The following is a 25,243-nucleotide window of genomic DNA, read 5'->3' on the forward strand; positions in this document are numbered from 1 at the left end:
TGCGGCATGAGGGCCTTTCTGGTCGCCGGTGCAGATGTCGCAATCCACACCGAGCCAGAAGGCCCTCACCCATTTCAAGATCACACGCCAGTGATCGCTGTCACCAACCTCCGTGGACAGAACAACTAGCGCGCCCGTCCGCGCGGACCTCGCAGCGCCCCGGCACGCGGGCCCGGCTCCCCGGCCGGCCGTGCACCGGGGCGCTTCGCATTGCCGGTGCGCACCGGATGCCGCTGAACGGGAACACCTTGCCGTCCCGCCGCGTTGTGGCCCAGCAGGGGGCGCTCGTGACCCTCACGGGATCTGTTCGGGCACCCCCAGGGGCTCAGCCGTACAGCGGCGCCCGGTGGCACACATAGGCCAGCGTCCCCAGCACCAACCGGGCCTGCGGGGGCCGGCCCACGGTCTCCAGGTCCGGCGGGCGCAGCCAGCGCATCGGGCCCTGCCCGCCGTGGTCGGACGGCGGCGCGGTGACATGGGTCCCGGGGCCGAGCGCCCGCAGATCGAGCGCGGCGTCGTCCCAGCCCGTGCGGTAGAGCAGCTCGGGGAGCTCGGCGGCCGCACCCGGGGCGACGAAGAACAGCGCCCGGCCGGTCGGGGCCAGCGCGACCGGGCCGAGCGGCAGCCCCATCCGCTCCAGCCGCGCCAGCGCGTGACGGCCCGCGGCCTCCGGTACGTCGAGCACGTCGAAGGACCGGCCCACCGGCAGCAGGACCGCGGCCCCCGGGGTCTCCGCCCAGGCCGCGGCGGCCTTCTCCAGCGTGGCCCCGGCCGCCAGCTCCCCGGCGAACTCCAGCGGATGGGCGCCGGGCGCGGGGCAGTCGGGGGCGCCGCACGAACAGTCCAGGCGGCCGCCGGCGGCGCGGGCCGCCCGGGCGCCCGGGACGACGTCCCAGCCCCACAGCCCGGTGTACTCCGCCACCGCCGTGATCTCGGTCGAGCGGGCGCGGCGCCGGGAAACGGAACGCCTCTCGCGGATGCCGCCGATCGTGAAGCCCATACCCCCTCCAACGGGTGGTGCCTGGCAGTGGTTACGAGTCGGTGGGTTGACGACGGGCGCCCTTCACGCTCCGTCCACGGCCCGCGGGGCCGGCGGTGTGTCGTGGTGCGCCGGGTGGTGCGGAGCGCCGCGGGAGCTGCTGCGTACTTCGTTCCGCCCGGACGTGCTCGACCTGTGTCAAGTCAATCGCGAGAGCAGCGCCCGGAGTTCATCCGAAGGGGTGGCGAATGGTGGCGTTTCCGCAATCGCCCTCGCGAAGGGCGTGATCGTAGGATTACTTTCGGTGCTGAACCCCGGAGAGGCATCGTTCGCACGGGTATGCCGGTGGCAACGCACCGGTCGAGCACAGGCCAAAAGGTGTGGCCGGAATCCGTGGTCGGGTAGATGTACCCCGGACAGGCGTGGCAACGGGCCGCCGCCTGGGGGCGGTTCGCAGGACAGCGCCGGCCACCAGGCAACGCACCAAGCACGCACCAGGCACCAGCGCAGCAATCGGGATGGGGGCTTCCAGTGGGCGGCAACGGCGGCACGGGCGGCACCGACGTCGTCAAGAAGCCCAACGCACAGTTGGGTTCGTGGTTCATGCGCAGCGGCTGGTCCAAGGGCGAGCTCGCCCGCCAGGTCAACCGCCGCGCACGGCAGTTGGGCGCACACCACATCAGCACCGACACCTCCCGGGTGCGCCGGTGGCTCGACGGCGAGCAGCCGCGTGAGCCGATCCCCCGGATCCTGTCCGAGCTGTTCTCCGAACGCTTCGGCTGCGTCGTCGGCATCGAGGAGCTGGGCCTGCGCTCCGGGCACCAGTCCCCGTCCGTCTCCGGGGTGGACCTGCCCTGGGCCGGGTCCCAGACGGTCAATCTCATCAGCGAGTTCTCCCGCAGCGACCTGATGCTGGCCCGCCGCGGCTTCCTCGGCACCTCGCTCATGCTCGCCGCCGGACCCAGCCTCATCGAGCCGATGCAGCGCTGGCTGGTGCCGGTCCCGGCGTCCCCGGCCGGCGCCGACCCGCAGCCCGACCGCGCCAGGCGCCCGGTCCGGCTCTCCAGGCCCGAGCTGGACCTGCTGGAGTCGACGACCGCGATGTTCCGCCAGTGGGACGCGCAGTGCGGCGGCGGACTGCGGCGCAAGGCCGTCGTCGGCCAGCTCCACGAGGTCACCGACCTCCTCCAGGAGACACACCCGGAGCCGGTCACCAAGCGGCTCTTCAAGGTCGCCGCCGAGCTCGCCGAGCTGGCGGGCTGGATGAGCTACGACGTCGGTCTGCAGCCGACCGCCCAGAAGTACTTCGTGCTGGCGCTGCACGCCGCCAAGGAGGCCGGCGACCGCCCGCTGGGCTCGTACATCCTCTCCAGCATGAGCCGCCAGATGATCCACCTCGGCCGGCCCGACGACGCCCTGGAACTCATCCACCTCGCCCAGTACGGCAGCCGCGAGACCGCCACCCCCCGCACCCAGGCCATGTTGTATGCGATGGAGGCCCGCGCCTACGCCGGGATGGGCCAGCCGAGCAAGGTCAAGCGGGCCGTCCGGATGGCCGAGGACACCTTCTCCGACGTCACCCCCGGCGAACCCGAGCCGGACTGGATCCGGTTCTTCTCCGAGGCCGAGCTGAACGCCGAGAACGCCCACTCCTACCGCGATCTGGCCTACGTCGCCGGGCGCAGCCCCACGTACGCCTCGCTCGCCGAGCCCGTCATGGAGCGGGCCGTGGAGCTGTTCGGCAAGGACCCCGAGCACCAGCGGTCGTACGCGCTCAACCTCATCGGGATGGCGACCGTGCGGCTGCTGCAGAAGGAGCCGGTGGCCTGCGCGGAGATGGCGCAGAAGGCCATCCCGTTCGCCCGGCAGGTCCGCTCCGAGCGGGTCAACACCCGGCTGCGGAAGACCGTGGACACCGCCGCCCGGGAATTCGGCGGCGTCGCCGAGGTCGTCCGGCTCAGCGACGACCTCGCCCGCTCCCTCCCGGAAACCGCGGAGGCCGTCTGACCGGCCCCGCCCCCGGAACACCGGCCGCGGCCGCCGCCCCGTACACCCCGACTCGGCTCCCCCCTGCCAGGTCACGCGGGCGGCACCGCGGCCGGTCTGGCTTTCGCGCCTGAGCCGGCGCGCTTTCCGCGGAGGTGGTCGCCCGCCTCAGAGGGCTCGACGGGTGGTTGCGGTGCATGGCCTGTTTCTTACGGCTGAACGGGTGAATATGGGGTCGAGCGTGGAGTTCACCGGGGCGTAACACTGCGGCGGTCTTCGTCACTGGGGTGAAACACCGGCAAGGTTTGGCCGAAACCACCCTGCGACAACCTCATCGCGAAGTCGGCCCACCAGAAACACGCCCGCACGGGCCGCATCGACGACGAGGAGACGCCGATGCCCCCAGGCATCCTGACGATCGCGGCAGACAAGGTGACACTCAGCCCGGCCAACACCGGGTTCATGCTGATCTGCTCCGCACTGGTGATGATCATGACCCCCGGACTCGCCTTCTTCTACGGCGGCATGGTCCGGGTCAAGAGCGTGCTCAACATGCTGATGATGAGCTTCATCAGCCTGGGCATCGTCACGATCCTGTGGGTCCTGTACGGCTTCGGCCTGGCCTTCGGCAACGACGCCGGCGGCTTCCTCGGCTGGAACGGCTCGTTCGCCGGCCTCAGCGGCATCGGCCTGACCCAGCTGTGGGGGGCCACCACCATCCCGATCTACGTCTTCGCGGTCTTCCAGCTGATGTTCGCGATCATCACGCCCGCGCTGATCAGCGGTGCGCTCGCGGACCGGGTGAAGTTCACCGCCTGGGCGCTGTTCATCGCCCTGTGGGTCACCCTCGTCTACTTCCCCGTCGCCCACTGGGTCTGGGCCGACGGCGGCTGGCTGTTCAACCTCGGCGTGATCGACTTCGCCGGCGGTACGGCCGTCCACATCAACGCCGGTGCCGCGGCGCTCGGCGTCATCCTCGTCGTCGGCAAGCGGATCGGCTTCAAGAAGGACCCGATGCGGCCGCACAGCCTGCCGCTGGTGATGCTCGGCGCGGGCCTGCTGTGGTTCGGCTGGTTCGGCTTCAACGCCGGCTCCTGGCTCGGCAACGACGACGGCATCGGCGCGGTCGCCTTCGTCAACACCCAGGTCGCCACCGCCGCCGCGATGCTCGGCTGGCTCGGGTACGAAAAGCTCCGGCACGGCTCCTTCACCACCCTCGGCGCGGCCTCCGGCGCGGTCGCCGGACTGGTCGCCATCACCCCGGCCTGCGGTTGCGTCAGCCCGCTCGGTGCCATCGCGGTCGGTGCGATCGCCGGTGTGCTGTGCGCGATGGCCGTCAACCTGAAGTACAAGTTCGGCTACGACGACTCCCTCGACGTGATCGGCGTCCACCTCGTCGGCGGTGTCGCCGGCTCCCTGCTCATCGGCCTGTTCGCCACCGGCGGAGTGCAGAGCAAGGCCAAGGGCCTGTTCTACGGCGGCGGCTTCGAACAGCTCGGCAAGCAGACCGTCGGAGTGGTCTGCGTACTCCTGTACTCCCTGGTGGTCAGCTACGTCCTTGCCAAGGTCATCGACCTGGTGATGGGCTTCCGGGTCAGCGAGGACGAGGAGATCTCCGGTATCGACCAGGCCGCGCACGCGGAGACCGCGTACGACTTCACCGGCGCGGGCGGCGGTACCGCGGCCCGCAAGGGACCGGCACTCGGCGAGGCCCTGACGAAGAAGGTGGACGCGTGAAGCTCATCACGGCAGTAATCAAGCCGCACCGGCTGGACGAGGTGAAGAACGCCCTGCAGGCCTTCGGGGTGCACGGTCTGACCGTCACCGAGGCCAGCGGCTACGGCCGGCAGCGCGGGCACACGGAGGTGTACCGCGGCGCCGAGTACACCGTCGACCTGGTTCCCAAGATCCGGATCGAGGTGCTCGTCGAGGACGCGGACGCCGAGGAACTCGTCGACATCGTCGTCAAGGCGGCCCGCACCGGAAAGATCGGCGACGGCAAGGTCTGGAGCGTCCCGGTCGACGACGCGGTGCGCGTCCGCACCGGGGAACGGGGACCGGACGCGCTCTGACGCGACCGGGACGCCACGGCCGTCCGCCCGTGCGGCGGACGGCCGCCCGCCCGGCCGCGGCCCGGACCCGGCGTGCGGGGCGGGCCGGGGGACACGCCGGGCGGCGGCCAGGGCGTACGACGGGGGCCACGGGGCAGGCGGGGGACAACACGACCGAGGAGAACGGCAGTTGACCGACAGCGTCGAGGACACGGCAGGACCGGCCGCGGCATCCGGCCACGGCGACGGGCCCGCGGACGGCGGCGGCTACCCCGCGGCCCGGGTGCGGCTCCTCCAGGACGAGAAGACCACCGGACCCGACCGCCGCGCCGCCCTCGCCCGGATCACCGACGAGTGGCTGGCCGGCCTGCTGACCCGGCACGCCACCGCCGCCGGCCTGTCCGGCACCGCACTGGTCGCGGTCGGCGGCTACGGCCGCGGCGAACTCTCCCCCCGCAGCGACCTCGACCTGCTCCTGCTCCACGACGGACGCGCCGACCCGCGCGCCCTGGCCGCCCTCGCCGACCGGCTCTGGTACCCGGTCTGGGACCTCGGCCTGGCCCTCGACCACTCCGTCCGCACCCCCGCCGAGGCCCGCCGCGCCGCCCGCGACGACCTCAAGGTACAGCTCGGGCTGCTCGACGCCCGCCACCTGGCCGGCGACGCGGAACTGAGCGCCCGACTGCGCTCCACGGCGTACGCCGACTGGCGCGAGAGCGCCCCCAAGCGGCTGCCGGAGCTGCACGCCCTGTGCCAGGAGCGCGCCGAGCGCCAGGGCGAACTGCAGTACCTCCTCGAACCGGACCTCAAGGAGGCCCGGGGCGGACTGCGCGACGCCACCGCGCTCCGGGCGGTCGCCGCCTCCTGGCTCGCCGACGCCCCCCGCGGCGGCCTGGAAGCCGCCCGCTCCCTCCTCCTCGACACCCGCGACGCGCTCCACCTCACCACCGGACGCGCCACCGACCGGCTCTCCCTCCAGGAACAGGACCAGGTCGCCGCCGCCCTCGGTGTGCTCGACGCGGACGCCCTGCTCCGCCAGACCTACGAAGCCGGCCGCACCATCTCCTACGCCTCCGACGTCACCTGGCGCGAGGTCGGCCGGGTGCTGCGCGCCCGCGCCGTCAAACCCGTGCTGCGCGGTCTGCTGACCGGCCGCGCCGCCGGCAAGGGGGAGCGCTCCCCGCTCGCCGAGGGCGTCGTCGAACTCGACGGGGAAGCGGTGCTGGCCCGCACCGCCCGGCCCGAACGCGACCCGGTGCTGGTCCTGCGCGCCGCGGCCGCCGCCGCCCAGGCCGGACTGCCGTTGGCCACCGCCGCGATCCGCCGCTGCGCCACCGCCCTCGCCACCCGGCCGCTGCCCGAGCCCTGGCCCGCCGAGGCACTGGAACAGCTGGTCACGCTGCTCGGCGCGGGCGCGCCCACGGTGCCCGTGTGGGAGGCGCTGGAGGCCGAGGGCGTCGTCACCCGGCTGCTGCCCGACTGGGAGCGGGTCCGCTGCCGCCCCCAGCGCAACCCCGTGCACACCTGGACCGTCGACCGCCACCTGGTCGAGACCGCCGTACGGGCCGCCGCGCTCACCCGCCGGGTGCACCGCCCCGACCTGCTACTGATCGCCGCGCTGCTGCACGACATCGGCAAGGGCTGGCCCGGCGACCACTCGGTGGCCGGCGAGACCATCGCCCGCGACATGGCCGCCCGGCTCGGCTTCGACGCCCGCGACACCGCGGTCATCGCCACCCTCGTCCGCCACCACCTGCTGCTCGTCGAGACCGCCACCCGGCGCGACCTCGACGACCCGGAGACCGTCGGCGCGGTCGCCGAGGCGGTCGGCACCACTCGCACCCTGGAACTCCTGCACGCCCTCACCGAGGCCGACGCACTGGCCACCGGGCCCGCCGCCTGGAGCGCCTGGCGCGGCGGACTCGTCGCCGACCTGGTCAAACGGGTCGCGGCACGGCTCGCCGGGGAAGCGGAGGCGGAACCGAGGGGCGCCGACGGGCCGACCGCGGAACAGGAACGCCTGGCCATGGAGGCCGGACGCACCCGCGGCCCGGTCCTCGCGCTGCGCACCCGCGCCGAGCCCCCCGCCGAGGACGCGCCCGGGACGGACGGCCGGGAACCGGTCGGCGTCGAGCTGCTGATCGCCGTCCCCGACCAGCCGGGCGTGCTGCCCGCCGCCGCCGGGGTGCTGGCCCTGCACCGGCTCGCCGTACGCGCCGCCGATCTCCAGCTGCTGGACCCGATCGGCGACGGCCCGGTGCTGCTGCTCAGCTGGCGGGTCGCCGCCGAATACGGCTCGCTGCCCGAGGCCGACCGGCTCCGCGCCGACCTGGTCCGGGCCCTGGACGGTTCCCTCGACATCCCGGCCCGGCTCGCCGAACGCGAACGCGCCTACGCCCGCCGCGCCCGCGCCGTACACGCCCCGCCACCCCGGGTCACCGTCGCCGCGGGCAGCTCCCGCACCGCCACCGTCATCGAGGTCCGGGCACATGACGCCCACGGCCTGCTGCACCGCATCGGCCGGGCCCTGGAGACCGCCCGGGTGGCGGTCCGCAGCGCCCACATCAGCACGCTGGGCGCGGACGCGGTCGACGCCTTCTACGTCACCAGCACCGATGGCGCACCCCTGACGGACGCGGCGGCCCACGAGGTCGCGGCGGCGGTGGAGGCGGCGCTGCAGTAGCCGGACGGACCGGGGCGGGGGAGCGGGCGGGCCCGGCGTACCGGAACGAGGCGGCAAACAGGGCAGGAACGGTTCACTTGCCGAGCCCGATACCCTAGAAGCCGACTGACCGCACCCCGCCCCCGACCCCGAGGATCGACGACCGCCGTGTTCGATACGCTTTCCGACCGCTTGGCGAGTACTTTCAAAAACCTCCGGGGCAAGGGCCGCCTGAGCGAGGCGGACATCGACGCCACGGCGCGCGAGATCCGCATCGCGCTGCTTGAGGCGGACGTCGCCCTCCCCGTCGTCCGGGCCTTCATCAAGCAGGTCAAGGAGCGCGCCCTCGGCTCCGAGGTCTCCCAGGCGCTGAACCCGGCCCAGCAGGTCATCAAGATCGTCAACGAGGAGCTCATCGGCATCCTCGGCGGCGAGACCCGCCGGCTCCGCTTCGCCAAGCAGCCGCCGACCGTGATCATGCTCGCGGGTCTGCAGGGTGCCGGTAAGACCACCCTCGCCGGAAAGCTCGGCCGCTGGCTCAAGGGGCAGGGCCACGCCCCGCTGCTGGTCGCCTGTGACCTCCAGCGCCCCAACGCCGTCAACCAGCTCCAGGTCGTCTCCGACCGCGCGGGCGTCGCCTTCTACGGACCCGAGCCGGGCAACGGCGTCGGCGACCCGGTCCAGGTCGCCAAGGACTCGATCGAGTACGCGCGCACCAAGCAGCACGACGTCGTGATCGTCGACACCGCCGGCCGCCTCGGCATCGACGCCGAGATGATGCAGCAGGCCGCGGACATCCGCGACGCGGTCGGCCCGGACGAGGTCCTCTTCGTCGTCGACGCGATGATCGGTCAGGACGCGGTCAACACCGCCGAGGCGTTCCGCGACGGCGTCGGCTTCGACGGCGTGGTGCTCTCCAAGCTGGACGGCGACGCCCGCGGTGGTGCCGCGCTCTCCATCGCGCACGTCACCGGCAAGCAGATCATGTTCGCCTCCAACGGCGAGAAGCTGGACGACTTCGACGCGTTCCACCCGGACCGCATGGCGTCCCGCATCCTCGGCATGGGCGACATGCTCAGCCTGATCGAGAAGGCCGAGCAGACCTTCAGCCAGCAAGAGGCCGAGAAGATGGCGGCCAAGCTGGCGAAAGGCCCCAAGGAGTTCACGCTCGACGACTTCCTGGCCCAGATGGAGCAGGTCAGGAAGATGGGCTCCATCTCGAAGCTGCTCGGCATGCTGCCCGGCATGGGCCAGATGAAGGACCAGATCAACAACCTCGACGAGCGCGAGGTCGACCGCACCGCCGCCGTCATCAAGTCCATGACGCCGGCCGAGCGCCAGGACCCGACGATCATCAACGGCTCCCGCCGCGCCCGTATCGCCCGGGGTTCCGGCGTCGACGTCAGCATGGTCAAGAACCTGGTCGAGCGGTTCTTCGACGCCCGCAAGATGATGTCGAAGATGGCCCAGGGCGGCATGCCCGGGATGCCGGGAATGCCGGGGATGCCTGGCATGGGGGGCGGCGCCCGGAAGAAGAAGCAGGTCAAGCAGGCCAAGGGCAAGCGCAAGAGCGGCAACCCGATGAAGCGCAAGGCCGAGGAGCAGGCCGCCGCCGCCCGCCGCGAGGCCGCCCAGGCCGGCAACCCGCTCGGTCTGCCGCAGGCCGACCAGGACCCGAAGAACTTCGAACTCCCCGAGGAATTCAAGAAGTTCATGGGCTGACCCGAGCCCTCCGGCGGCACCCCCGCCGTACGCATCGCGAGCCCCCGGCCACACCTCGTGGCCGGGGGCTCGGCGCGTCGGCAGCGGTCCGGGCGCCGGCTACCGCGTCCGCGCGATCAGATAGCGGAAGACGTTCGGCATCCACACCGTCCCGTCCGGACGCTCGTGCGGATGCAGCGCCTCCGCGAGCTCCTTCTCCACCTGCCGCTGCTCGGCCACCCGCAGCGCCGCGTCGAACACGCCCGTCGACAACAGCCCGCGCACCGCACTCGCCATGTCCGCGTACCCGAACGGGCAGGCCACCCGGCCCGAACCGTCCGGCCGCAGCCCGGCCCGCTCCGCCAGCTCCTCCAGATCGTCCCGGCCGCTGGGCCGCCACCCCGCGGACCCGGCCGCCCGGTCACCCCCGGCGTCCGCCAGCCGCTGCGCCACCCGCAGCACCCCGGCCGTGGCACACCGCTCCACCGGCCCCCAGCCACCCAGTACCACCGCGCTGCCGCGCTCGGCCAGCCCGGCCGCCGCGGTCAACGACGCCGCCAGCCCCTCGACGGTGCTCACACACCCCACCGGATGGAACGCGGTGACCACGTTGAACGCGGTGTTCCCGGACGCCGCCGCCTCCAGGCCGCCGCTGACCACCCGGGTGTGCTCCGGCATGCCGTCCGGCGTCAGCCGCTCACGCGCCAGCTCCAGCCGGGACTCGTCCGCGTCCACACCGCTGACCTGCGCCCCACGCGCCGCCGCCAGCAGCAGCGCCAGCCCGGAACCACACCCCAGCCCCAGCAGCCGGGTCCCCGGCCCGACGCCCAGCCGGTCGTACGCGGCTTCGTAGAGCGGCACCAGCATCCCTTCCTGGATCTCGGCCCAGTCACGGGCACGCGCCCGCGACCCGGCCGGCAGGGGCGGGCCCTCACAGCGCAGGGATGCAGAGTCCGGAAGCTGGTGCCGTACGAGCGTGGGTGACATCGATAGCGCCCCTATTCGCCGAGAACCGAACCTGTGCCGTACCGATCGCCCCCGTCATCACGCGTGGTGCGCCCCCGCAACCCAGACAACTGCGCATCCGTCCGGGCGTCCAGGGGGTGCGCCGGGGTTGTCTTCCGCGCGCCCCCGCATGCGCCGGGGCCGCTCCCTGAAGCGCCGTTCCAGGGTGCCCCGGCCGACGCCGATCCGCCACGCCAGCCGTCCCGCCGGGGTCGCTTCCGCACCTCCGTGCGCCCTCGCCCGGCGCCCGCGCGCGGCCCTACGGTGGGATACGGGCCGGTGCCGGGGCACACAGCAAGGCCCCGTAGCATCGCCGCGGCGCTCTCCGCAGCGGTCGGCCGTCGTTGGGCCATCCGGCGTACCCGGGCGCGCCCACGGGACGCCCCGCAGGTCGTCGGCGGGTACTCCGGTGCATACGCGGGGATACGTACCGGCTTGCGGGCCGGTGGGCGGCTTTCTATGCAGATCGGGGGACGCGCCCCCAGCACGGTGCATGCCCGGAAACTGACTGGTACGTGCAAATTATTTGGGATGGCCCGGAATCGGAACACTGGGCACCCCTGGCTCGTTGTTACGACGTGAGCACGACACCGCCTGTTCTCGCCGCCGAGCTGGCGCTCGCGTGGGCCGACATTCAACGGCACCACCCCGAGCTGCCGGATCTGGCCGCGCCCGAGTCCCTGATCGGAGAGTCGTCGTCCGCCTGCGGCGCCGAACTCTCCTTCGAACGGCTGCTCCACGAGGCAGTCCACGGCATCGCCGCCGCCCGCGGCGTCCGCGACACCTCCCGGGCAGGCCGCTACCACAACCGCCGATTCCTGGCGATCGCCGAGGAGCTGGGCCTGGACCACGCCGACGAGCCGCACCCCAGCAGCGGCTTCTCGCTGGTCACGCTCAACCCCGAAGCCAGAAGGCGCTACCGCCCGACCATCGAACGGCTTGGCAGAGCCCTGAAGGCGCATTCGGCCGCGACCGCCACCGACACCGCCCGCAGCTTCCGGGGCCCGGCCGCCCGGCACGGCTCCTCCGGGGGCGGCGTCCGCGTCAAGGCCGTCTGCGACTGCGGGCGCAATGTCCGGGTCGTTCCGTCCGTCCTCGCCCAGGCGCCGATCGTCTGCGGCGGGTGCGGCAAGCCCTTCCGGATCCCCGAGGTGGCCGCGGTCGGCTGACCCAAGTGCGTGTGGCACAATGGCTAGCTGTACTCGACAGTCGCACAGGACCCCTCTCTCCTCCGGCTGACGCGTCCATCGGGCACTCGGGTACCGCAACCCCACGCGGCAGCTCGCCGTGCCCCACCACGTCAAATCCAGGAGAACCCACTCCCGTGGCAGTCAAGATCAAGCTGAAGCGTCTGGGCAAGATCCGTTCGCCTCACTACCGCATCGTCGTCGCCGACTCCCGTACCCGCCGTGACGGCCGGGCCATCGAGGAGATCGGCCTGTACCACCCGGTGCAGAACCCCTCGCGCATCGAGGTCGACTCCGAGCGTGCGCAGTACTGGCTGAGCGTCGGCGCCCAGCCGACCGAGCCGGTTCTCGCCATCCTGAAGAAGACCGGCGACTGGCAGAAGTTCAAGGGCGAGCCCGCCCCGGCGCCGCTGCTGGTGGCCGAGCCGAAGGCCGACAAGCGCGCCCTGTTCGAGGCCGCCGCCAAGGCTTCCGGTGACGAGCCGAAGGGTGAGGCCATCACCCCGAAGGCGAAGAAGACTGACAAGAAGGCGGACGAGGCTGCGGCCGAGTCCACCTCCGAGTCCTCCGAGGCCTGAGCATGCTCGAGGAAGCCCTCGAGCACCTCGTCAAGGGCATCGTCGACAACCCCGATGACGTGCAGGTAGCCTCGCGCACCCTGCGCCGCGGGCGGGTGCTGGAGGTCCGGGTCCACCCCGACGACCTCGGCAAGGTGATCGGCCGCAACGGCCGCACCGCCCGCGCGCTGCGGACCGTCGTCGGCGCCATCGGCGGCCGCGGCATCCGCGTCGACCTCGTCGACGTGGACCAGGTCCGCTGACACGTTGAACACCGGCTCGGGCCGGGGAGGGCTTCGGCCCGCCCCGGCCCGTAGTCGTCGTCAAGGGAGAAACAAGCGTGCAGTTGGTAGTGGCGCGGATCGGCCGCGCCCACGGCATCAAGGGCGAGGTCACGGTCGAGGTGCGCACCGACGAGCCCGAGCTCAGGCTCGCGCCCGGCGCCGTCCTCACCACCGACCCCTCCTCCGTGGGGCCGCTGACCATCGCGACCGGCCGGGTCCACAGCGGCCGGCTGCTGCTGCGCTTCGAAGGCGTCACCGACCGCACCGCCGCCGAGGCGCTGCGCAACACCCTCCTGATCGCCGAGGTCGACCCCGACGAGGTCCCCGAGGACCCGGAGGAGTTCTACGACCACCAGCTGATCGACCTCGACGTGGTCACCCGCGACGGCACCACCGTGGGCCGGATCTCCGAGATCTCCCACCTGCCCTACCAGGACCTGCTGGTCGTCGAACGCCCCGACGGCAGCGAGGTCCTGATCCCGTTCGTCGCCGAGATCGTCCCGGAGATCGACCTGGAGGAGCAGCGCGCGGTCATCGAACCGCCGGCCGGTCTCCTCGACGACAGCCAGGCCGAGATCGCCTCCGGCCGCGAGGACAGCTGATGCGGCTCGACGTCGTCACGATCTTCCCCGAGTACCTCGAACCGCTGAACGTCTCCCTGGTCGGCAAGGCACGCGCCCGCGGCCAGCTCGACGTGCGCGTCCACGACCTGCGGCAGTGGACGCACGACAAGCACCACACCGTCGACGACACCCCCTACGGCGGCGGGCCCGGCATGGTCATGAAGCCCGAACCGTGGGGCGAGGCGCTGGACTCCGTCATCGCCTCCGGCGAGGGCGAGCCGGTCATCGTCGTCCCCACCCCCAGCGGCGTGCCGTTCACCCAGCAGCTCGCCGTGGAGCTCTCCACCAAGCCCTGGCTGATCTTCACCCCCGCCCGCTACGAAGGCATCGACCGCCGCGTCATCGAGGAATACGGCGACCGCGTCGACGTCCGCGAGGTGTCCATCGGCGACTACGTCCTGGCCGGCGGGGAGGCCCCGGTCCTCGTCATGGTCGAGGCGGTGGCCCGGCTGCTGCCCGGCGTCCTCGGCAACGCCGCCTCCCACCAGGACGACTCCTTCGCCCCCGGCCCGATGGCCGACCTCCTGGAGGGGCCCGTCTACACCAAGCCCCCCGAGTGGCGCGACCGTACGATCCCCGAGGTGCTGCTCAGCGGCCACCACGGCAAGATCGCCCGCTGGCGCCGGGACGAAGCCTTCCGCCGCACCACCCGCAACCGCCCGGACCTGATCGAACGCGCCGACCCCGCCGCGTTCGACAAACACGACCGTGCGATCCTCGCCGCCCTGGGCTGGGCGCCCGGGGAGGACGGCCGATTTGGGCGGACGACCGAGGCCGTGGAAGAATAGGCCGCTGTTGTGTGCGTCCGGCGCGCGCCCCTGCCACAGGGGGAACGACGCCCGCCCGACGGAACAGCATCCAAAGCATCCTTTTCGATATTCCGTTGATGACCTGTGGCATCAGCGAAGAAAGCAGTGGGTCATGCACCTTCTCGACTCCGTCGACGCCGCGTCGCTGCGCAGCGACATCCCGGCCTTCCGTCCCGGCGACACGATCAACGTCCACGTCCGCGTCATCGAGGGCAACCGCTCCCGCGTGCAGCAGTTCAAGGGCGTCGTCATCCGCCGTCAGGGCTCCGGCGTCCGCGAGACCTTCACCGTCCGCAAGGTCAGCTTCTCCGTCGGCGTCGAGCGCACCTTCCCGGTGCACACCCCGATCGTCGAGAAGATCGAGGTCGTGACCCGCGGTGACGTCCGTCGCGCCAAGCTGTACTACCTCCGCGAGCTGCGCGGCAAGGCCGCCAAGATCAAGGAGAAGCGCGAGAGCTGAGCCGCGCCGCCCCGGAGCGCGAATTTTTGCGCCCCGGCAACGCAAAGCCCCTCTCGCGCCGGGTGTCCGGATCCGGCCGGATAGGCTCAGGACCCGATGGACACCGACGCACATCTCACGGAGCGCGACCCCTCTCCCACCCCCGACGCGGGGCCGGAGCAGGGGTCGCGCTCCGCGCGTTTCACCGCCCTTCTCACCGCGCTGCGCCGCCGGCCGGTCACCCTGTTCGCGCTGTGCCTGGCCTTCGTCCTCCTGCTGAGCGCCTTTGTCGCGCAACCGTTCCTGATCCCCAGCTCGTCCATGGAGAACACCCTCCACATCGGGGACCGGGTGCTGGTCAACAAGCTGGCATACCGTTTCGGCAGCGAGCCCGCGCGGGGCGACGTGGTGGTGTTCGACGGCATCGGGTCGTTCGTTCACAGGGAGCAGGGGGAGAATCCCGTCACGGGTCTGCTGCGCGGCGCCGGAGCGGCGCTGGGCCTGGCCCGGCCCGCCGAGACCGACTACGTCAAGCGCGTGATCGGCATCGGCGGCGACCATGTGACCTGCTGCGACAAACGGGGGCGGATCGAAGTGAACGGTGAGCCCGTGACCGAGGGCTATCTCCACCCGGGGGACGCGCCGTCCTCGGTGGAGTTCGACATCGTGGTGCCGGAAGGGAAGCTGTGGGTCATGGGGGATCACCGCGCACGGTCCAGCGATTCCCGCGACCACCTCGGCGAACCGGGCGGCGGCACGGTCCCGGTCGACGAGGTCATCGGCCGGGCGGACCTGATCACCTGGCCGGTCAGCCGCTGGCGCACCATCGACGCACCGGACTCCTTCGCCCGGATACCGGCTCCGGCAGGCCCCCATGGGTAGCCGCGGACGCCCCCGGCACGGGCGCCAGGGCGGCAAGCAGGCCGGGCACGGGACGGGCGGCGCGCACCGCGAAGGCAGCGGTGCGTACGGCGAGGGCAGCGGTGGATACGGCGACGGGGGTGGCGGGTACGGCGATACCGCGGCACCCGGAAGGTCCCCGGCGGGCGGAGGCGGCACGGGTGCCACGCCCCGGCGGCCGGCGACCGGCGGACGGGCCGAACGACGCCGCCAGGCCAAGCGCATCAAGCGCCGCAGGCAGCGCTCCTACCTGAAGGAAATCCCCATCCTGGTGGGCGTGGCGCTGGCCATCGCCCTCGTACTGAAGACGTTCCTCGTCCAGGCCTTCGTCATCCCGTCCGGCTCCATGGAGCAGACGATCAGGATCGGTGACCGGGTGCTGGTCGACAAGCTCACCCCCTGGTTCGGCTCCAAGCCGGAACGCGGCGACGTCGTGGTCTTCAAGGACCCCGGAGGCTGGCTCAAGGGCGAACAGCACCAGCCGACGGACGACGGGGGCGCCTTCCAGCCGGTCAAGGACGCCCTGACCTTCATCGGGCTGCTGCCGTCGGCCGACGAGCAGGACCTGATCAAGCGGGTCGTGGCGGTCGGTGGCGACACTGTCAAATGCTGTGACAAGCAAGGCCGGGTCACGGTCAACGGCAGTCCGCTCACCGAGCCGTACGTCCATCCGGGCAATCCGCCGTCCCAGATCAAGTTCACCGTCAACGTCCCCACCGGGCGGATCTTCGTGATGGGCGACCACCGTTCGGACTCCGCCGATTCGCGCTTCCACCTGGACGAGCCGTACCGTGGCACGGTCTCGGAGGACAACGTCGTGGGCCGGGCAGTGGTGATCGCCTGGCCGTTCAGCCACTGGCGGCGCCTCGAAGAACCGGACACGTTCGGGACGGTGCGCGACGCGCCGGGCGCCAAGGCGTCCGCGGCGGGCGTGCCGCATAGGCTGTCACCCGAGAGTTTGACCGTACTCCCGACCCCTGCGGAACTCCCGCTCGTTATGGGAGTGGTGGGCCTGCGCCGGTTGACGGGCGGGCGAGTGCGTGGAGTGAGGAGCAGACGTGGGGGACTTGGCGGTCGGCGCGCGGTCCGGAACCGGAGAGCCCGAAGAACCGGCACGGCGCGGTGAGACCCCGCGGCCGGCGGCGAGTTCCGCGCATCAGTCACCGACACAGTCACGAGCGGAGTCCGAGCCGTCACGGCCGCAGTCACCGGCCGGCGTACGGGCCCGGTCACAGGGACCGGTGGCCCTGGACAAACCGGACGGTGGCAGCGCGCCGGATCCGGCCGGCGGGTCCGGCGGCCCCGGTGTGACGGACGGATCAGCGGGTGAGGAGACCGGCGGCAGCATGAAGAAGGGCAAGAAGCCGCGCGCCTTCTGGAAAGAGCTGCCGATTCTCATCGGGATCGCCCTGCTCCTCGCGCTGCTGATCAAGACGTTCCTGGTCCAGGCGTTCTCCATCCCGTCCGACTCGATGCAGGACACCCTGCAGCGCGGGGACCGGGTGCTGGTCGACAAGCTGACGCCGTGGTTCGGCGCGAAACCGCAGCGCGGTGAGGTCGTCGTCTTCCACGATCCGGGCGGCTGGCTGAACGAAACGCCGACCCCCGAGCCCAACCCCGTGCAGAAGGTCCTCAGCTTCATCGGGCTGATGCCCTCGGCCGAGGAGAAGGACCTGATCAAGCGGGTCATCGCGGTCGGCGGCGACACCGTCGAGTGCCACGGCAGCGGCCCGGTCAAGGTCAACGGCAAGGCGCTGAAGGAGAGCTCGTACATCTTCCCCGGCGCGACCCCGTGCGGTGACCGCGCCTTCGGACCGATCCACGTCCCCGAGGGCCGTATCTGGGTGATGGGCGACCACCGCGACGACTCCCTCGACTCCCGCTACCACCAGAACCTCAAGGGCCACGGCACGGTCTCGGAGGACGAGGTCGTCGGCCGGGCCTTCACCATCGCCTGGCCGGTCAACCGCTGGGCGACCCTGCCGGTCCCCGACACCTTCGACCAGCCCGGCCTCGACAAGGCCATGGCGGCGGCCCCGGCGGCCCTCGGGCTGGCCGGCGCCGTGCCGCTGGTGCTGTGGCGGCGGAGGAGGCAGGCCGCGGGTACGCGCGTCGGTGCGGCCGCGGATGCGGGGACGAGCGCGGACCACGGCCCGGAGGACGAGCGGGAGTAGAGCGTAGGTGTGGGCGGACGGCGCCTGGGGGTGCCATCCGGTGGTGACTGCCCGGGCCGTGTCCCGGGCAGTCGGCGTTTTGGGGGTTCTGGTGGGGGCTTCCCTGGGACGGGGCCTCTGGGGTGGTTGGCTTGGTGGGGATGAAAGCGTCCGCGGAACGGGACCGCGGGCCCGGCCACAGGTGCTGACCGCAGGTCGTACCCCCAGGTAAGGTGCCGTCCCGGATCTTCGACGCGGGCCGGGCCTGCGGGGTGGGAGCGCTGGATGAGCAGCAGTACGGAACAGAGGACCGACGGCCGCAGCCGGACGGCGGGCAGTGTGCTGTCCGGTCTCGCGGTGGCCGCCGGCTGTGTGCTGTTCCTCGGCGGCTTCGTATGGGCGGCCCTGATCTACCGCCCGTATACGGTGCCGACCGATTCGATGTCACCGACCATCGCGGCCGGGGCCCGGGTCATCGCCGAGAAGGTGAACGGCTCCGAGATACGCCGCGGCGACATCGTCGTCTTCAAGGACTCCGCGTGGGGCGACCTGCCGATGGTCAAGCGCGTCGTCGGCGTCGGCGGCGACAAGGTGGCCTGCTGCACCAAGCAGGGCCGGCTGACCATCAACGGCACCCCGATCGAGGAACCGTATCTGCAGGGCAGCGGCCCCGCCTCGCCCGTCGGCTTCAAGGCCAAGGTGCCCACCGGTCAGCTCTTCCTGCTCGGCGACCACCGCAGCGACTCCCTCGACTCCCGCGTCCACCTCACCGACGGCGACCACGGTTCGGTGCCGCGCGGTGCGGTCGACGCCCGGGTCGACGCCCGCGCCTGGCCGCTCGGCAGCGTCGGCGTGATGCAGCGCCCGGCCGCCTTCTCGGACCTCCCCGGCGGCACCTCCCAGCCGGGCCCCATCCAGCCCATCACGCTCGCTGTGGTGGCCGGCGCGGTCCTCATCCTCGGCGGTGCTGCCTACGGGCCGATCGCCCGGCGCAAGGGACGCACGCATGCCTGAGCGGCTGAACCCCGACGACGACTGCCGGCAGGAACGGCCGCCGGGCATCGGGGGAGAGCCAGGGCCCGGGGAAGAGGCGGGTCCCGGAGGGGAGCCGGGTCCCGGGAGGGAGGCGCGGGCAGCGGCCGAGCCGGTCGTCGCCGTCCGCCAGGCCTCCCGCGTCATCCTCCTCGACCCCGATGACCGGATCCTGCTCCTGCACGGCTTCGAACCGGACGACCCGACCGACACCTGGTGGTTCACCCCCGGTGGCGGCCTGGAAGGCGACGAGACCCACGAAGAGGCCGCCCGCCGGGAACTCGCCGAGGAGACCGGCATCACCGACGCCGTCCTCGGCCCCGTCCTGTGGAAGCGGCGCTGCGCCTTCCCCTTCGACGGACGACGCTGGGAGCAGGACGAGTGGTACTACCTGGCGAGGACCGACCGGACTGCCACCCACATGGAAGGGCAGACGGCCCTGGAACGACGCAGCGTCTCGGGACTGAAGTGGTGGACTTCGGAGGAACTGTCCGCCTCGCATGAGACGGTGTACCCGACCAGACTCGTCGAGCTGCTGCGCGCACTGCTCGACGAAGGGCCCCCGAGTGCGCCGGTCCTCCTGGAGACCGAGCGGGCCTGACGCACAATGGGGGGACGCACGGCTGAAGGGGATCTGCCATGAGCGCCGAGGACCTCGAAAAGTACGAGACCGAGATGGAGCTGAAGCTCTACCGGGAGTACCGCGACGTCGTCGGGCTGTTCAAATACGTGATCGAGACCGAGCGTCGCTTCTACCTCACCAACGACTACGAAATGCAGGTGCACTCCGTCCAGGGAGAGGTCTTCTTCGAGGTCTCCATGGCGGACGCCTGGGTCTGGGACATGTACCGGCCGGCTCGCTTCGTCAAGCAGGTACGCGTCCTCACATTCAAGGACGTGAACATCGAAGAGCTCAACAAGAGCGATCTGGATCTTCCCGGCAGCTGATCGACTGATCGACGCGATGACCGCAGTCGGTTCGACCGGCGCGGCCACGTGGGGCGGGGGAGCGCGGCCGCCGTCACCCGCCCGGGTGAGCGAGTTATCCACAACCGGCCGGTTGTCCACCAAGATCCAATAGATCCGGGCGGGGACGCCACAGTCGGTGCCGGAGGTGGTACCGATGAACGCCACGCACGCCCGGCACCCGGCCGGACCCGACACCCGAACCCCGCCCACGACCCGCACGACCCGCACGCCGTGCACGACCCCCGGGACACCAGGGGCCGGACCCGCACCCGCCCCTCGCAAGACGGCCCCCGCGAAACCCAAGGCGAACGCACCCTCGCCCCCGCCCCGGCCCCGGACGACCCGAAGGCGACGCCCCCCGGCAACGACCGCGCCCCCACGGACCGACATCCGCCGGCGCGCGCTCGGCCGCTACGGCGAAGAGCTGGCCGCCCGACACCTCACCGACGCCGGCCTGCGCATCCTGGCCCGCAACTGGCGCTGCCGGGAGGGCGAGATCGACCTCGTCGCCGCCGACGGCGACGCCCTGGTGATCTGCGAGGTCAAGACCCGCCGCGCCGGCCGGTACGAACACCCCATGGCCGCCGTCCGCCCCGAGAAGACCGCCCGCCTCCGCACGCTGGCGGAACGCTGGATGGAACGCCACGGCGGTCCACCGCCCGGCGGCGTCCGGATCGACGTCATCGGAGTCGTCCTGCCCACCCGCGGCGCCCCCTCCGTCGAGCATGTGCGAGGGGTGGCCTGAATGGGATTCGCCCGTACGTGCTCGGTCGCCCTGGTCGGCGTCGAAGGAGTCGTCGTCGAGGTCCAGGCCGACCTCGAACCCGGCGTCGCCGCCTTCACCCTCGTCGGACTCCCCGACAAGAGCCTCATCGAATCCAGGGACCGGGTCCGCGCCGCCGTCGTGAACTCCGGCGCCGAATGGCCCCAGAAGAAGCTCACCGTCGGCCTCAGCCCGGCCTCCGTCCCCAAGGGAGGCAGCGGGTTCGACCTGGCCGTCGCCTGCGCCGTCCTGGGTGCCGCCGAGCGCCTCGACCCCCGCGAGCTCACCGACCTCATACTGATCGGCGAACTGGGCCTGGACGGCCGGGTCCGCCCCGTACGCGGCGTACTCCCCGCCGTACTGGCCGCCGCCGACGCCGGATACCGCCAGGTCGTCGTCCCCGAAAGGACCGTCGCCGAGGCCTCCCTCGTCCCCGGCATCTCCGTCCTCGGGGTCCGCAGCCTGCGCCAGCTCATCGCCGTCCTCGCCGACGAACCGGTGCCCGAAGAGGAAGACCCGTCGGAGGAAGGCCGCCCCGACCCGTTGCTGGCGGGCCTGATCGTCCCCGGCACGGGCGCCGGCCTGCCGCGCGGCGACCACGTCCCCGACCTCGCCGACGTCGCAGGTCAGCACACCGCCCGCCGCGCCCTGGAGGTGGCCGCCGCCGGACGCCACCACATCTTCTTCAAGGGTCCGCCCGGCGCCGGCAAAACCATGCTCGCCGAACGCCTCCCGGGACTGCTGCCACCCCTGACCCCCAAGGAATCGCTGGAGGTCACCGCCGTCCACTCCGTCGCCGGCACCCTCCCACCAGGCCAACCACTGGTCGACCGGCCGCCCTACTGCGCCCCGCACCACTCCGCGACCATGGCCTCCCTCGTCGGCGGCGGCAACGGCATGCCCCGCCCCGGCGCGGTATCCCTCGCCCACCACGGAGTCCTCTTCCTGGACGAGGCCGCCGAATGCAGCCCCAGCGTCCTGGACGCACTGCGTCAGCCACTGGAATCCGGCCATATCGTCGTGGCCCGGGCGGCCGGCATGATCCGCATGCCCGCCCGCTTCCTCCTGGCCCTCGCCGCCAACCCCTGCCCCTGCGGACGACACGGCACCCTCAGCGGCGGCTGCGAATGCCGCCCCTCCTCCATCCGCCGCTACCGCGCCCGCCTCTCCGGCCCCCTGATGGACCGGGTCGACCTCCGCATCGCCGTGGAACCGGTCGCCCGCTCCGAACTCATCGCACTGAGCCGGGGCGCCGAATCCAGCGCGACCGTGGCCGACCGCGTACGGGCCGCCCGCGAACGCGCCGCGGCCCGCCTCGCCGGCACCCCCTGGCACACCAACAGCGAGGTGCCCGGCCATGAACTCCGCACCCGCTGGCAGGCCCACCCCGGCGCCCTCGCCCAAGCGGAACGCGACCTCGAATGCGGACTCCTCACCGCCCGCGGACTCGACCGCGTCCTCCGCGTCGCCTGGACCGCCGCCGACCTGGCCGGCCGCGACCGCCCCACCAGCGAAGACGTCAACTGGGCCCTGGAACTCCGCACCGGCGTACGCCGCGGCGCCCTGACCACGGTGGGCGGCGGACCCTCCGGCGGGACCGCCCCCGAAACCGCCTCCACCCGCCCACCAGACCCCCGGAACCAGGACTGACCGACCCATGACCGGACTCGACGAATGGGGCTTCGCCGCCCCCGGCCCCGCCGCCGACACCGAACCCCGCACAGGCGACAACACCTCCCCGCACGCTGACGACCTGACTCCCCCTGCCCACGCCGACCCCACAGGCCGATCACCATCCCGCCCCGCGAAGCACCCCACGACCGAACCGAGCCACCCCCACCCACCCGGCCGCCCACCCACTCCCCACCCGCCCTACGAACCACACCGCAGCGCCCGCGCCGCCCTCACCCGGATCCTCGAACCGGGCGACGAAACCGCCGGCCGCTGGCTGAACGACATGGGCCCGGTCGCCCTGCTGCACGCCCTCACCGACGACACCGCCGCCCCGCCGCCGGGCGCAAGCAAGACCAAGCTCACCGGACTGAGGCTGCGCGCCGCACGGGCCCGCCCTGCCGAAGACCTTGCCGCGGTCGCCGCACTCGGCGGCCGGTTCCTCTGCCCCGGCGACGAGGAGTGGCCCAGCCAGCTCGACGACCTCGGCGATGCCCGCCCCATCGGCCTCTGGGTGCGCGGCAGGGCCCATCTCCGGCTCTGGGCCCTGCGTTCCGTCGCCGTCGTCGGCGCCCGGGCCTGTACCGAATACGGAGCCCACCTCGCCACCACCCTCAGCGCCGGGCTCGCCGAGCGCGGCTGGGCCATCGCGTCCGGAGCCGCGTACGGCGTCGACGGCGCGGCCCACCGCGGCGCGTTGGCCGCCAACGGCGCCACCATCGCCGTACTCGCCTGCGGCGTCGACTACGCCTACCCGCGCGGCCACACCGAGTTGATCGACCGCATCACCGAACAGGGCCTGGTCATCGCCGAGTTACCACCCGGTAACCACCCCACCCGAAGCCGCTTCGTCCAGCGCAACCGCGTGATCGCCGCCCTCACCCGGGGCACCGTCGTTGTGGAGGCCGAACTCCGCAGCGGCTCGCTCGTCACCGCCCGTCGCGCGCTCACCCTCGGACGCTTCACGATGGGCATGCCCGGCCCCGTCACCAGCGGCCTGTCCGCCGGAGTGCACCAACTCCTGCGCGGCGAGGCCGCCCTGGTCACCGACGCCGACGAGGTCATCGAACTCGTCGGCAGCATCGGGGACCTGGCACCCGTGCGGCACGGACCGACCCACCTCCGTGACCTCCTCGACCCCGTCGCAACCCGCGTACTGGAGGCACTGCCCGCGCGCGGAAGCGCGGGCACCGGTCATCTCGCGCGGGAAGCCGGCACACCCCGCGACATCACCCACAACAAACTCTTCGAGCTGCAGTCCCTCGGATTCGTTCAAAGGTGCGGTGACGGCTGGGTGTTGGCCCGACGCGCCGAGACGACCGACGGTTCCCGGCGAGGCGGTACTTGACCTGGGGCGAACGGGTGAAAGGGTGAGGGGAATGACCGCAGAATCCAGTTTTGCCATGCTTCGACACGCGTGCCCGCCCCACGGCGCGACGGCGATAGTGCGCAACGGGCACACGGCATCCCGCCCACCCCGTCGCCGCGTCCACCCCCACGGCTCGCCCCCGGCGCACGCCCGGTATCGCACACACGCGTCGACACGCCGTACGAGGTAACCCTGAGGTGCGGGCAGCGGAACGTATCTGCGCACGCCCGAACTCGCTCTCCTCGCGGACCGCAACACTCCGGTCACGCTACGCTCACACCCAATTCATCCCTCACACATCCATCCACCCACGTCTCGGCAGAACGGCTCAAGGCGACGAATGCCCCAGCACACCTCCGGGTCTGACCGTGCGGCAGTACCACCTGCCGCACGCGGCAGCGTGCGCCCCGCCCCACCCACCTCGCTCGACGAGCTGTGGCGCTCCTACAAGGCTTCCGGCGACGGGCGGTTGCGGGAACAGCTGATCCTGCACTACTCGCCGCTCGTCAAGTACGTCGCCGGCCGTGTCAGCGTGGGCCTGCCGCCCAACGTCGAACAGGCCGACTTCGTCTCCTCCGGAGTGTTCGGACTGATCGACGCCATCGAGAAGTTCGACCCCGAACGCGCCATCAAATTCGAGACCTACGCGATCACCCGTATCCGCGGCGCCATGATCGACGAACTGCGCGCCCTGGACTGGATCCCCCGTTCCGTACGCCAGAAAGCCCGCGCCGTCGAGCGCGCCTACGCCACCCTCGAAGCGCAACTGCGCCGGACCCCGACCGAGGCCGAGGTCGCCGAGGAGATGGGCATCGCCCTGGAGGAGCTGCACGGCGTGTTCAGCCAGCTGTCCCTCGCGAACGTGGTGGCCCTCGAAGAGCTGCTGCACGTCGGCGGTGAGGGCGGCGAACGGCTCAGCCTGATGGACACCCTTGAGGACACCGCCGCCGAGAACCCCGTCGAGATCGCCGAGGACCGCGAACTCCGGCGGCTGCTCGCCCGGGCCATCAACACGCTGCCCGAACGCGAGAAGACCGTGGTCACCCTCTACTACTACGAGGGCCTCACGCTCGCCGAGATCGGCAACGTCCTCGGGGTCACGGAGAGCAGGGTCAGCCAGATCCACACCAAGTCCGTGCTCCAGCTCAGAGCCAAGCTCGCCGACGTCGGCCGCTGATCCCAAGCCCGGGTCCCGGAGCCCACCGCCGGCCCCGGGCTCGGAGCTCCGCTGAGGTGGCCGTCGAGTCGTCTGTCGAACTGCTTGCTGCCTCGTACGCCGAGTCGTCACGGCACCCCGTGGCTCACCCGTCCCCGGACGCCGTGTCGCCATGCGGAGTGCCGCGCCGGGGGCGTCATCCGTAGAGTGGTGACGTGCCCAGGATTCGAGCGGCCTCCGTGGCCGAGCACCGGACGATGCAGCGCGGCGCCCTGTTGGACGCCGCTCGCACCTTGCTGTCGGAAGGCGGAACCGAAGCGCTGACCTTCCCCGCCCTCGCCGAGCGCACCGGACTCGCGCGCTCCTCCGTGTACGAGTACTTCCGCTCGCGCGCAGCCGTCGTCGAGGAGCTGTGCGCGGTCGACTTTCCCGTGTGGGCCGCCGAGGTGGAGGCGGCGATGAAGCGCGCCGACACTCCCGAGGAGAAGATCGAGGCGTACGTCCGGCGACAGCTCGCCCTGGTCGGCGACCGGCGCCACCGTGCCGTCGTCGCCATCTCCGCCGGCGAGCTGGACGCCGGCGCACGCGAGAAGATCCGCGCGGCACACGGCGGCCTCATCGCCATGATCGTCGAAGCCCTCGCCGCCCTCGGCCACGAACAGCCCCGGCTCGCCGCGATGCTCCTCCAGGGCGTCGTCGACGCCGCCGTCCGCCGCATCGAACTGGGCGCCGCAGAGGACCCGACCGACATCACAGAGGCAGCCGTATCCATGGCCCTCCACGGCATCCACGGCTAGTACTGCTAGGGCGTTTCACGGCGGCGACGGGCACGGAGCCCTTCGCGGTGTCCACGGCTAGGGAGCGTATTTGGTTGTGATCAAGGGGCCGCTCGCGTGAGGTCCTTGATCCAGATCACGGAGGCCCGGAGGTGGAGTCCCGCGAGGTAG

The 25,243-nt window shown here is 72.1% G+C and carries 24 protein-coding genes; 22 read left to right on the top strand and 2 right to left on the bottom strand.

The annotated features are described in order from the left end of the window. Positions 1-325: 325 nt before the first annotated feature. The gene (locus tag AB0G35_RS35040) at positions 326-1,000 is read right to left on the bottom strand and encodes a bifunctional DNA primase/polymerase (protein WP_360958123.1); all 675 of its coding nucleotides are present in this window, start codon (positions 998-1,000) and stop codon (positions 326-328) included. A gap of 582 nt (positions 1,001-1,582) precedes the next feature. Between AB0G35_RS35040 and AB0G35_RS35045 the strand changes: the two genes are divergently transcribed. The 5 genes from AB0G35_RS35045 (at position 1,583) to ffh (ending at position 9,400) form a co-directional block, all read left to right on the top strand. After that, on the top strand, positions 1,583-2,986 hold the full coding sequence (locus AB0G35_RS35045; RefSeq protein WP_360958166.1) for a hypothetical protein: 1,404 nt from the start codon (positions 1,583-1,585) through the stop codon (positions 2,984-2,986). A 375-nt stretch (positions 2,987-3,361) separates the two neighbouring features. After that, the gene (locus tag AB0G35_RS35050) at positions 3,362-4,702 is read left to right on the top strand and encodes an ammonium transporter (protein WP_360958126.1); all 1,341 of its coding nucleotides are present in this window, start codon (positions 3,362-3,364) and stop codon (positions 4,700-4,702) included. After that, the gene (locus AB0G35_RS35055) at positions 4,699-5,037 is read left to right on the top strand and encodes a P-II family nitrogen regulator (RefSeq protein WP_030415772.1); all 339 of its coding nucleotides are present in this window, start codon (positions 4,699-4,701) and stop codon (positions 5,035-5,037) included. Before AB0G35_RS35050 ends, AB0G35_RS35055 begins: the two co-directional genes overlap by 4 nt. 169 nt (positions 5,038-5,206) lie before the next feature. Continuing rightward, positions 5,207-7,699 carry a [protein-PII] uridylyltransferase gene (locus tag AB0G35_RS35060; RefSeq protein WP_360958129.1) on the top strand — a complete coding sequence of 831 codons (2,493 nt, stop codon included), beginning with the start codon at positions 5,207-5,209 and terminating at the stop codon, positions 7,697-7,699. Between the two features lie 147 nt (positions 7,700-7,846). Beyond that, a complete protein-coding gene (gene ffh / locus AB0G35_RS35065) occupies positions 7,847-9,400 on the top strand; it encodes a signal recognition particle protein (RefSeq protein ID WP_360958132.1) in 1,554 nt (517 codons plus the stop codon). A gap of 99 nt (positions 9,401-9,499) precedes the next feature. Here ffh and AB0G35_RS35070 read toward each other — a convergent pair whose 3' ends face one another. Beyond that, a complete protein-coding gene (locus AB0G35_RS35070; RefSeq protein WP_360958135.1) occupies positions 9,500-10,366 on the bottom strand; it encodes a methyltransferase domain-containing protein in 867 nt (288 codons plus the stop codon). Positions 10,367-10,962: 596 nt separating this feature from the next. Here AB0G35_RS35070 and AB0G35_RS35075 point away from each other — a divergent pair. The 17 genes from AB0G35_RS35075 to AB0G35_RS35155 all read left to right on the top strand — a co-directional run bounded on the left by AB0G35_RS35075 (position 10,963) and on the right by AB0G35_RS35155 (position 25,093). Continuing rightward, positions 10,963-11,553, top strand: a complete 591-nt coding sequence (locus tag AB0G35_RS35075) for a hypothetical protein (protein WP_030415776.1) — start codon at positions 10,963-10,965, stop codon at positions 11,551-11,553. A 155-nt stretch (positions 11,554-11,708) separates the two neighbouring features. Continuing rightward, positions 11,709-12,149 carry a 30S ribosomal protein S16 gene (gene rpsP / locus AB0G35_RS35080; protein WP_030415777.1) on the top strand — a complete coding sequence of 147 codons (441 nt, stop codon included), beginning with the start codon at positions 11,709-11,711 and terminating at the stop codon, positions 12,147-12,149. 2 nt (positions 12,150-12,151) lie between these two features. Continuing rightward, positions 12,152-12,391 carry an RNA-binding protein gene (locus tag AB0G35_RS35085; RefSeq protein ID WP_003980229.1) on the top strand — a complete coding sequence of 80 codons (240 nt, stop codon included), beginning with the start codon at positions 12,152-12,154 and terminating at the stop codon, positions 12,389-12,391. 77 nt (positions 12,392-12,468) lie between these two features. Further along, positions 12,469-13,014: a ribosome maturation factor RimM gene (gene rimM, locus AB0G35_RS35090; protein ID WP_360958139.1), complete on the top strand. Its 546-nt coding sequence runs from the start codon at positions 12,469-12,471 to the stop codon at positions 13,012-13,014. Further along, positions 13,014-13,823 (top strand): tRNA (guanosine(37)-N1)-methyltransferase TrmD, encoded by an 810-nt coding sequence (gene trmD / locus AB0G35_RS35095; protein ID WP_360958142.1) that lies wholly within the window; start codon positions 13,014-13,016, stop codon positions 13,821-13,823. Before rimM ends, trmD begins: the two co-directional genes overlap by 1 nt. 133 nt (positions 13,824-13,956) lie before the next feature. Beyond that, positions 13,957-14,304: a 50S ribosomal protein L19 gene (gene rplS, locus AB0G35_RS35100; protein WP_360958145.1), complete on the top strand. Its 348-nt coding sequence runs from the start codon at positions 13,957-13,959 to the stop codon at positions 14,302-14,304. A 96-nt stretch (positions 14,305-14,400) separates the two neighbouring features. After that, positions 14,401-15,165, top strand: coding sequence for a signal peptidase I (gene lepB, locus AB0G35_RS35105; RefSeq protein WP_360958148.1), 765 nt, complete (start codon positions 14,401-14,403; stop codon positions 15,163-15,165). Continuing rightward, a complete protein-coding gene (gene lepB / locus AB0G35_RS35110; RefSeq protein WP_360958150.1) occupies positions 15,158-16,309 on the top strand; it encodes a signal peptidase I in 1,152 nt (383 codons plus the stop codon). The genes lepB (AB0G35_RS35105) and lepB (AB0G35_RS35110) overlap by 8 nt, the downstream gene beginning before the upstream one ends. Then, positions 16,242-17,357, top strand: a complete 1,116-nt coding sequence (lepB, locus tag AB0G35_RS35115) for a signal peptidase I (protein WP_360958153.1) — start codon at positions 16,242-16,244, stop codon at positions 17,355-17,357. The genes lepB (AB0G35_RS35110) and lepB (AB0G35_RS35115) overlap by 68 nt, the downstream gene beginning before the upstream one ends. Positions 17,358-17,621: 264 nt before the next feature. After that, complete coding sequence (gene lepB / locus AB0G35_RS35120) at positions 17,622-18,350, top strand: signal peptidase I (protein ID WP_360958156.1); 729 nt, start codon at positions 17,622-17,624, stop codon at positions 18,348-18,350. Between the two features lie 46 nt (positions 18,351-18,396). Further along, complete coding sequence (locus AB0G35_RS35125) at positions 18,397-18,969, top strand: NUDIX hydrolase (protein WP_360958168.1); 573 nt, start codon at positions 18,397-18,399, stop codon at positions 18,967-18,969. Positions 18,970-19,007: 38 nt separating this feature from the next. Next, positions 19,008-19,316 (top strand): DUF2469 domain-containing protein, encoded by a 309-nt coding sequence (locus AB0G35_RS35130; RefSeq protein WP_003980220.1) that lies wholly within the window; start codon positions 19,008-19,010, stop codon positions 19,314-19,316. A 409-nt stretch (positions 19,317-19,725) separates the two neighbouring features. Next, positions 19,726-20,082, top strand: coding sequence for a YraN family protein (locus AB0G35_RS35135; protein ID WP_360958171.1), 357 nt, complete (start codon positions 19,726-19,728; stop codon positions 20,080-20,082). Continuing rightward, the gene (locus AB0G35_RS35140) at positions 20,083-21,750 is read left to right on the top strand and encodes a YifB family Mg chelatase-like AAA ATPase (protein WP_360958158.1); all 1,668 of its coding nucleotides are present in this window, start codon (positions 20,083-20,085) and stop codon (positions 21,748-21,750) included. A gap of 7 nt (positions 21,751-21,757) precedes the next feature. Then, entirely contained in the window at positions 21,758-23,119 is a 1,362-nt protein-coding gene (dprA, locus tag AB0G35_RS35145) for a DNA-processing protein DprA (RefSeq protein ID WP_360958161.1), read from the top strand. A 361-nt stretch (positions 23,120-23,480) separates the two neighbouring features. Beyond that, a complete protein-coding gene (gene whiG, locus AB0G35_RS35150) occupies positions 23,481-24,317 on the top strand; it encodes an RNA polymerase sigma factor WhiG (protein WP_360958164.1) in 837 nt (278 codons plus the stop codon). A gap of 236 nt (positions 24,318-24,553) precedes the next feature. Beyond that, entirely contained in the window at positions 24,554-25,093 is a 540-nt protein-coding gene (locus AB0G35_RS35155; protein ID WP_360958173.1) for a TetR/AcrR family transcriptional regulator, read from the top strand. Positions 25,094-25,243 lie beyond the last annotated feature (150 nt).

This window comes from Streptomyces sp. NPDC021749, from assembly GCF_040640655.1.
Lineage (GTDB): Bacteria > Actinomycetota > Actinomycetes > Streptomycetales > Streptomycetaceae > Streptomyces.

Coding starts and splice junctions, on each gene's coding strand:
- AB0G35_RS35040 (WP_360958123.1), bottom strand. CDS start 1,000: ATGGGCTTCACGATCGGCGGCATCCGCGAGAGGCGTTCCGTTTCCCGG.
- AB0G35_RS35045 (WP_360958166.1), top strand. CDS start 1,583: ATGCGCAGCGGCTGGTCCAAGGGCGAGCTCGCCCGCCAGGTCAACCGC.
- AB0G35_RS35050 (WP_360958126.1), top strand. CDS start 3,362: ATGCCCCCAGGCATCCTGACGATCGCGGCAGACAAGGTGACACTCAGC.
- AB0G35_RS35070 (WP_360958135.1), bottom strand. CDS start 10,366: ATGTCACCCACGCTCGTACGGCACCAGCTTCCGGACTCTGCATCCCTG.
- AB0G35_RS35085 (WP_003980229.1), top strand. CDS start 12,152: ATGCTCGAGGAAGCCCTCGAGCACCTCGTCAAGGGCATCGTCGACAAC.
- trmD (WP_360958142.1), top strand. CDS start 13,014: ATGCGGCTCGACGTCGTCACGATCTTCCCCGAGTACCTCGAACCGCTG.
- rplS (WP_360958145.1), top strand. CDS start 13,957: ATGCACCTTCTCGACTCCGTCGACGCCGCGTCGCTGCGCAGCGACATC.
- lepB (WP_360958148.1), top strand. CDS start 14,401: ATGGACACCGACGCACATCTCACGGAGCGCGACCCCTCTCCCACCCCC.
- lepB (WP_360958150.1), top strand. CDS start 15,158: ATGGGTAGCCGCGGACGCCCCCGGCACGGGCGCCAGGGCGGCAAGCAG.
- lepB (WP_360958156.1), top strand. CDS start 17,622: ATGAGCAGCAGTACGGAACAGAGGACCGACGGCCGCAGCCGGACGGCG.
- AB0G35_RS35130 (WP_003980220.1), top strand. CDS start 19,008: ATGAGCGCCGAGGACCTCGAAAAGTACGAGACCGAGATGGAGCTGAAG.
- AB0G35_RS35140 (WP_360958158.1), top strand. CDS start 20,083: ATGGGATTCGCCCGTACGTGCTCGGTCGCCCTGGTCGGCGTCGAAGGA.
- dprA (WP_360958161.1), top strand. CDS start 21,758: ATGACCGGACTCGACGAATGGGGCTTCGCCGCCCCCGGCCCCGCCGCC.
- whiG (WP_360958164.1), top strand. CDS start 23,481: ATGCCCCAGCACACCTCCGGGTCTGACCGTGCGGCAGTACCACCTGCC.
- AB0G35_RS35155 (WP_360958173.1), top strand. CDS start 24,554: ATGCAGCGCGGCGCCCTGTTGGACGCCGCTCGCACCTTGCTGTCGGAA.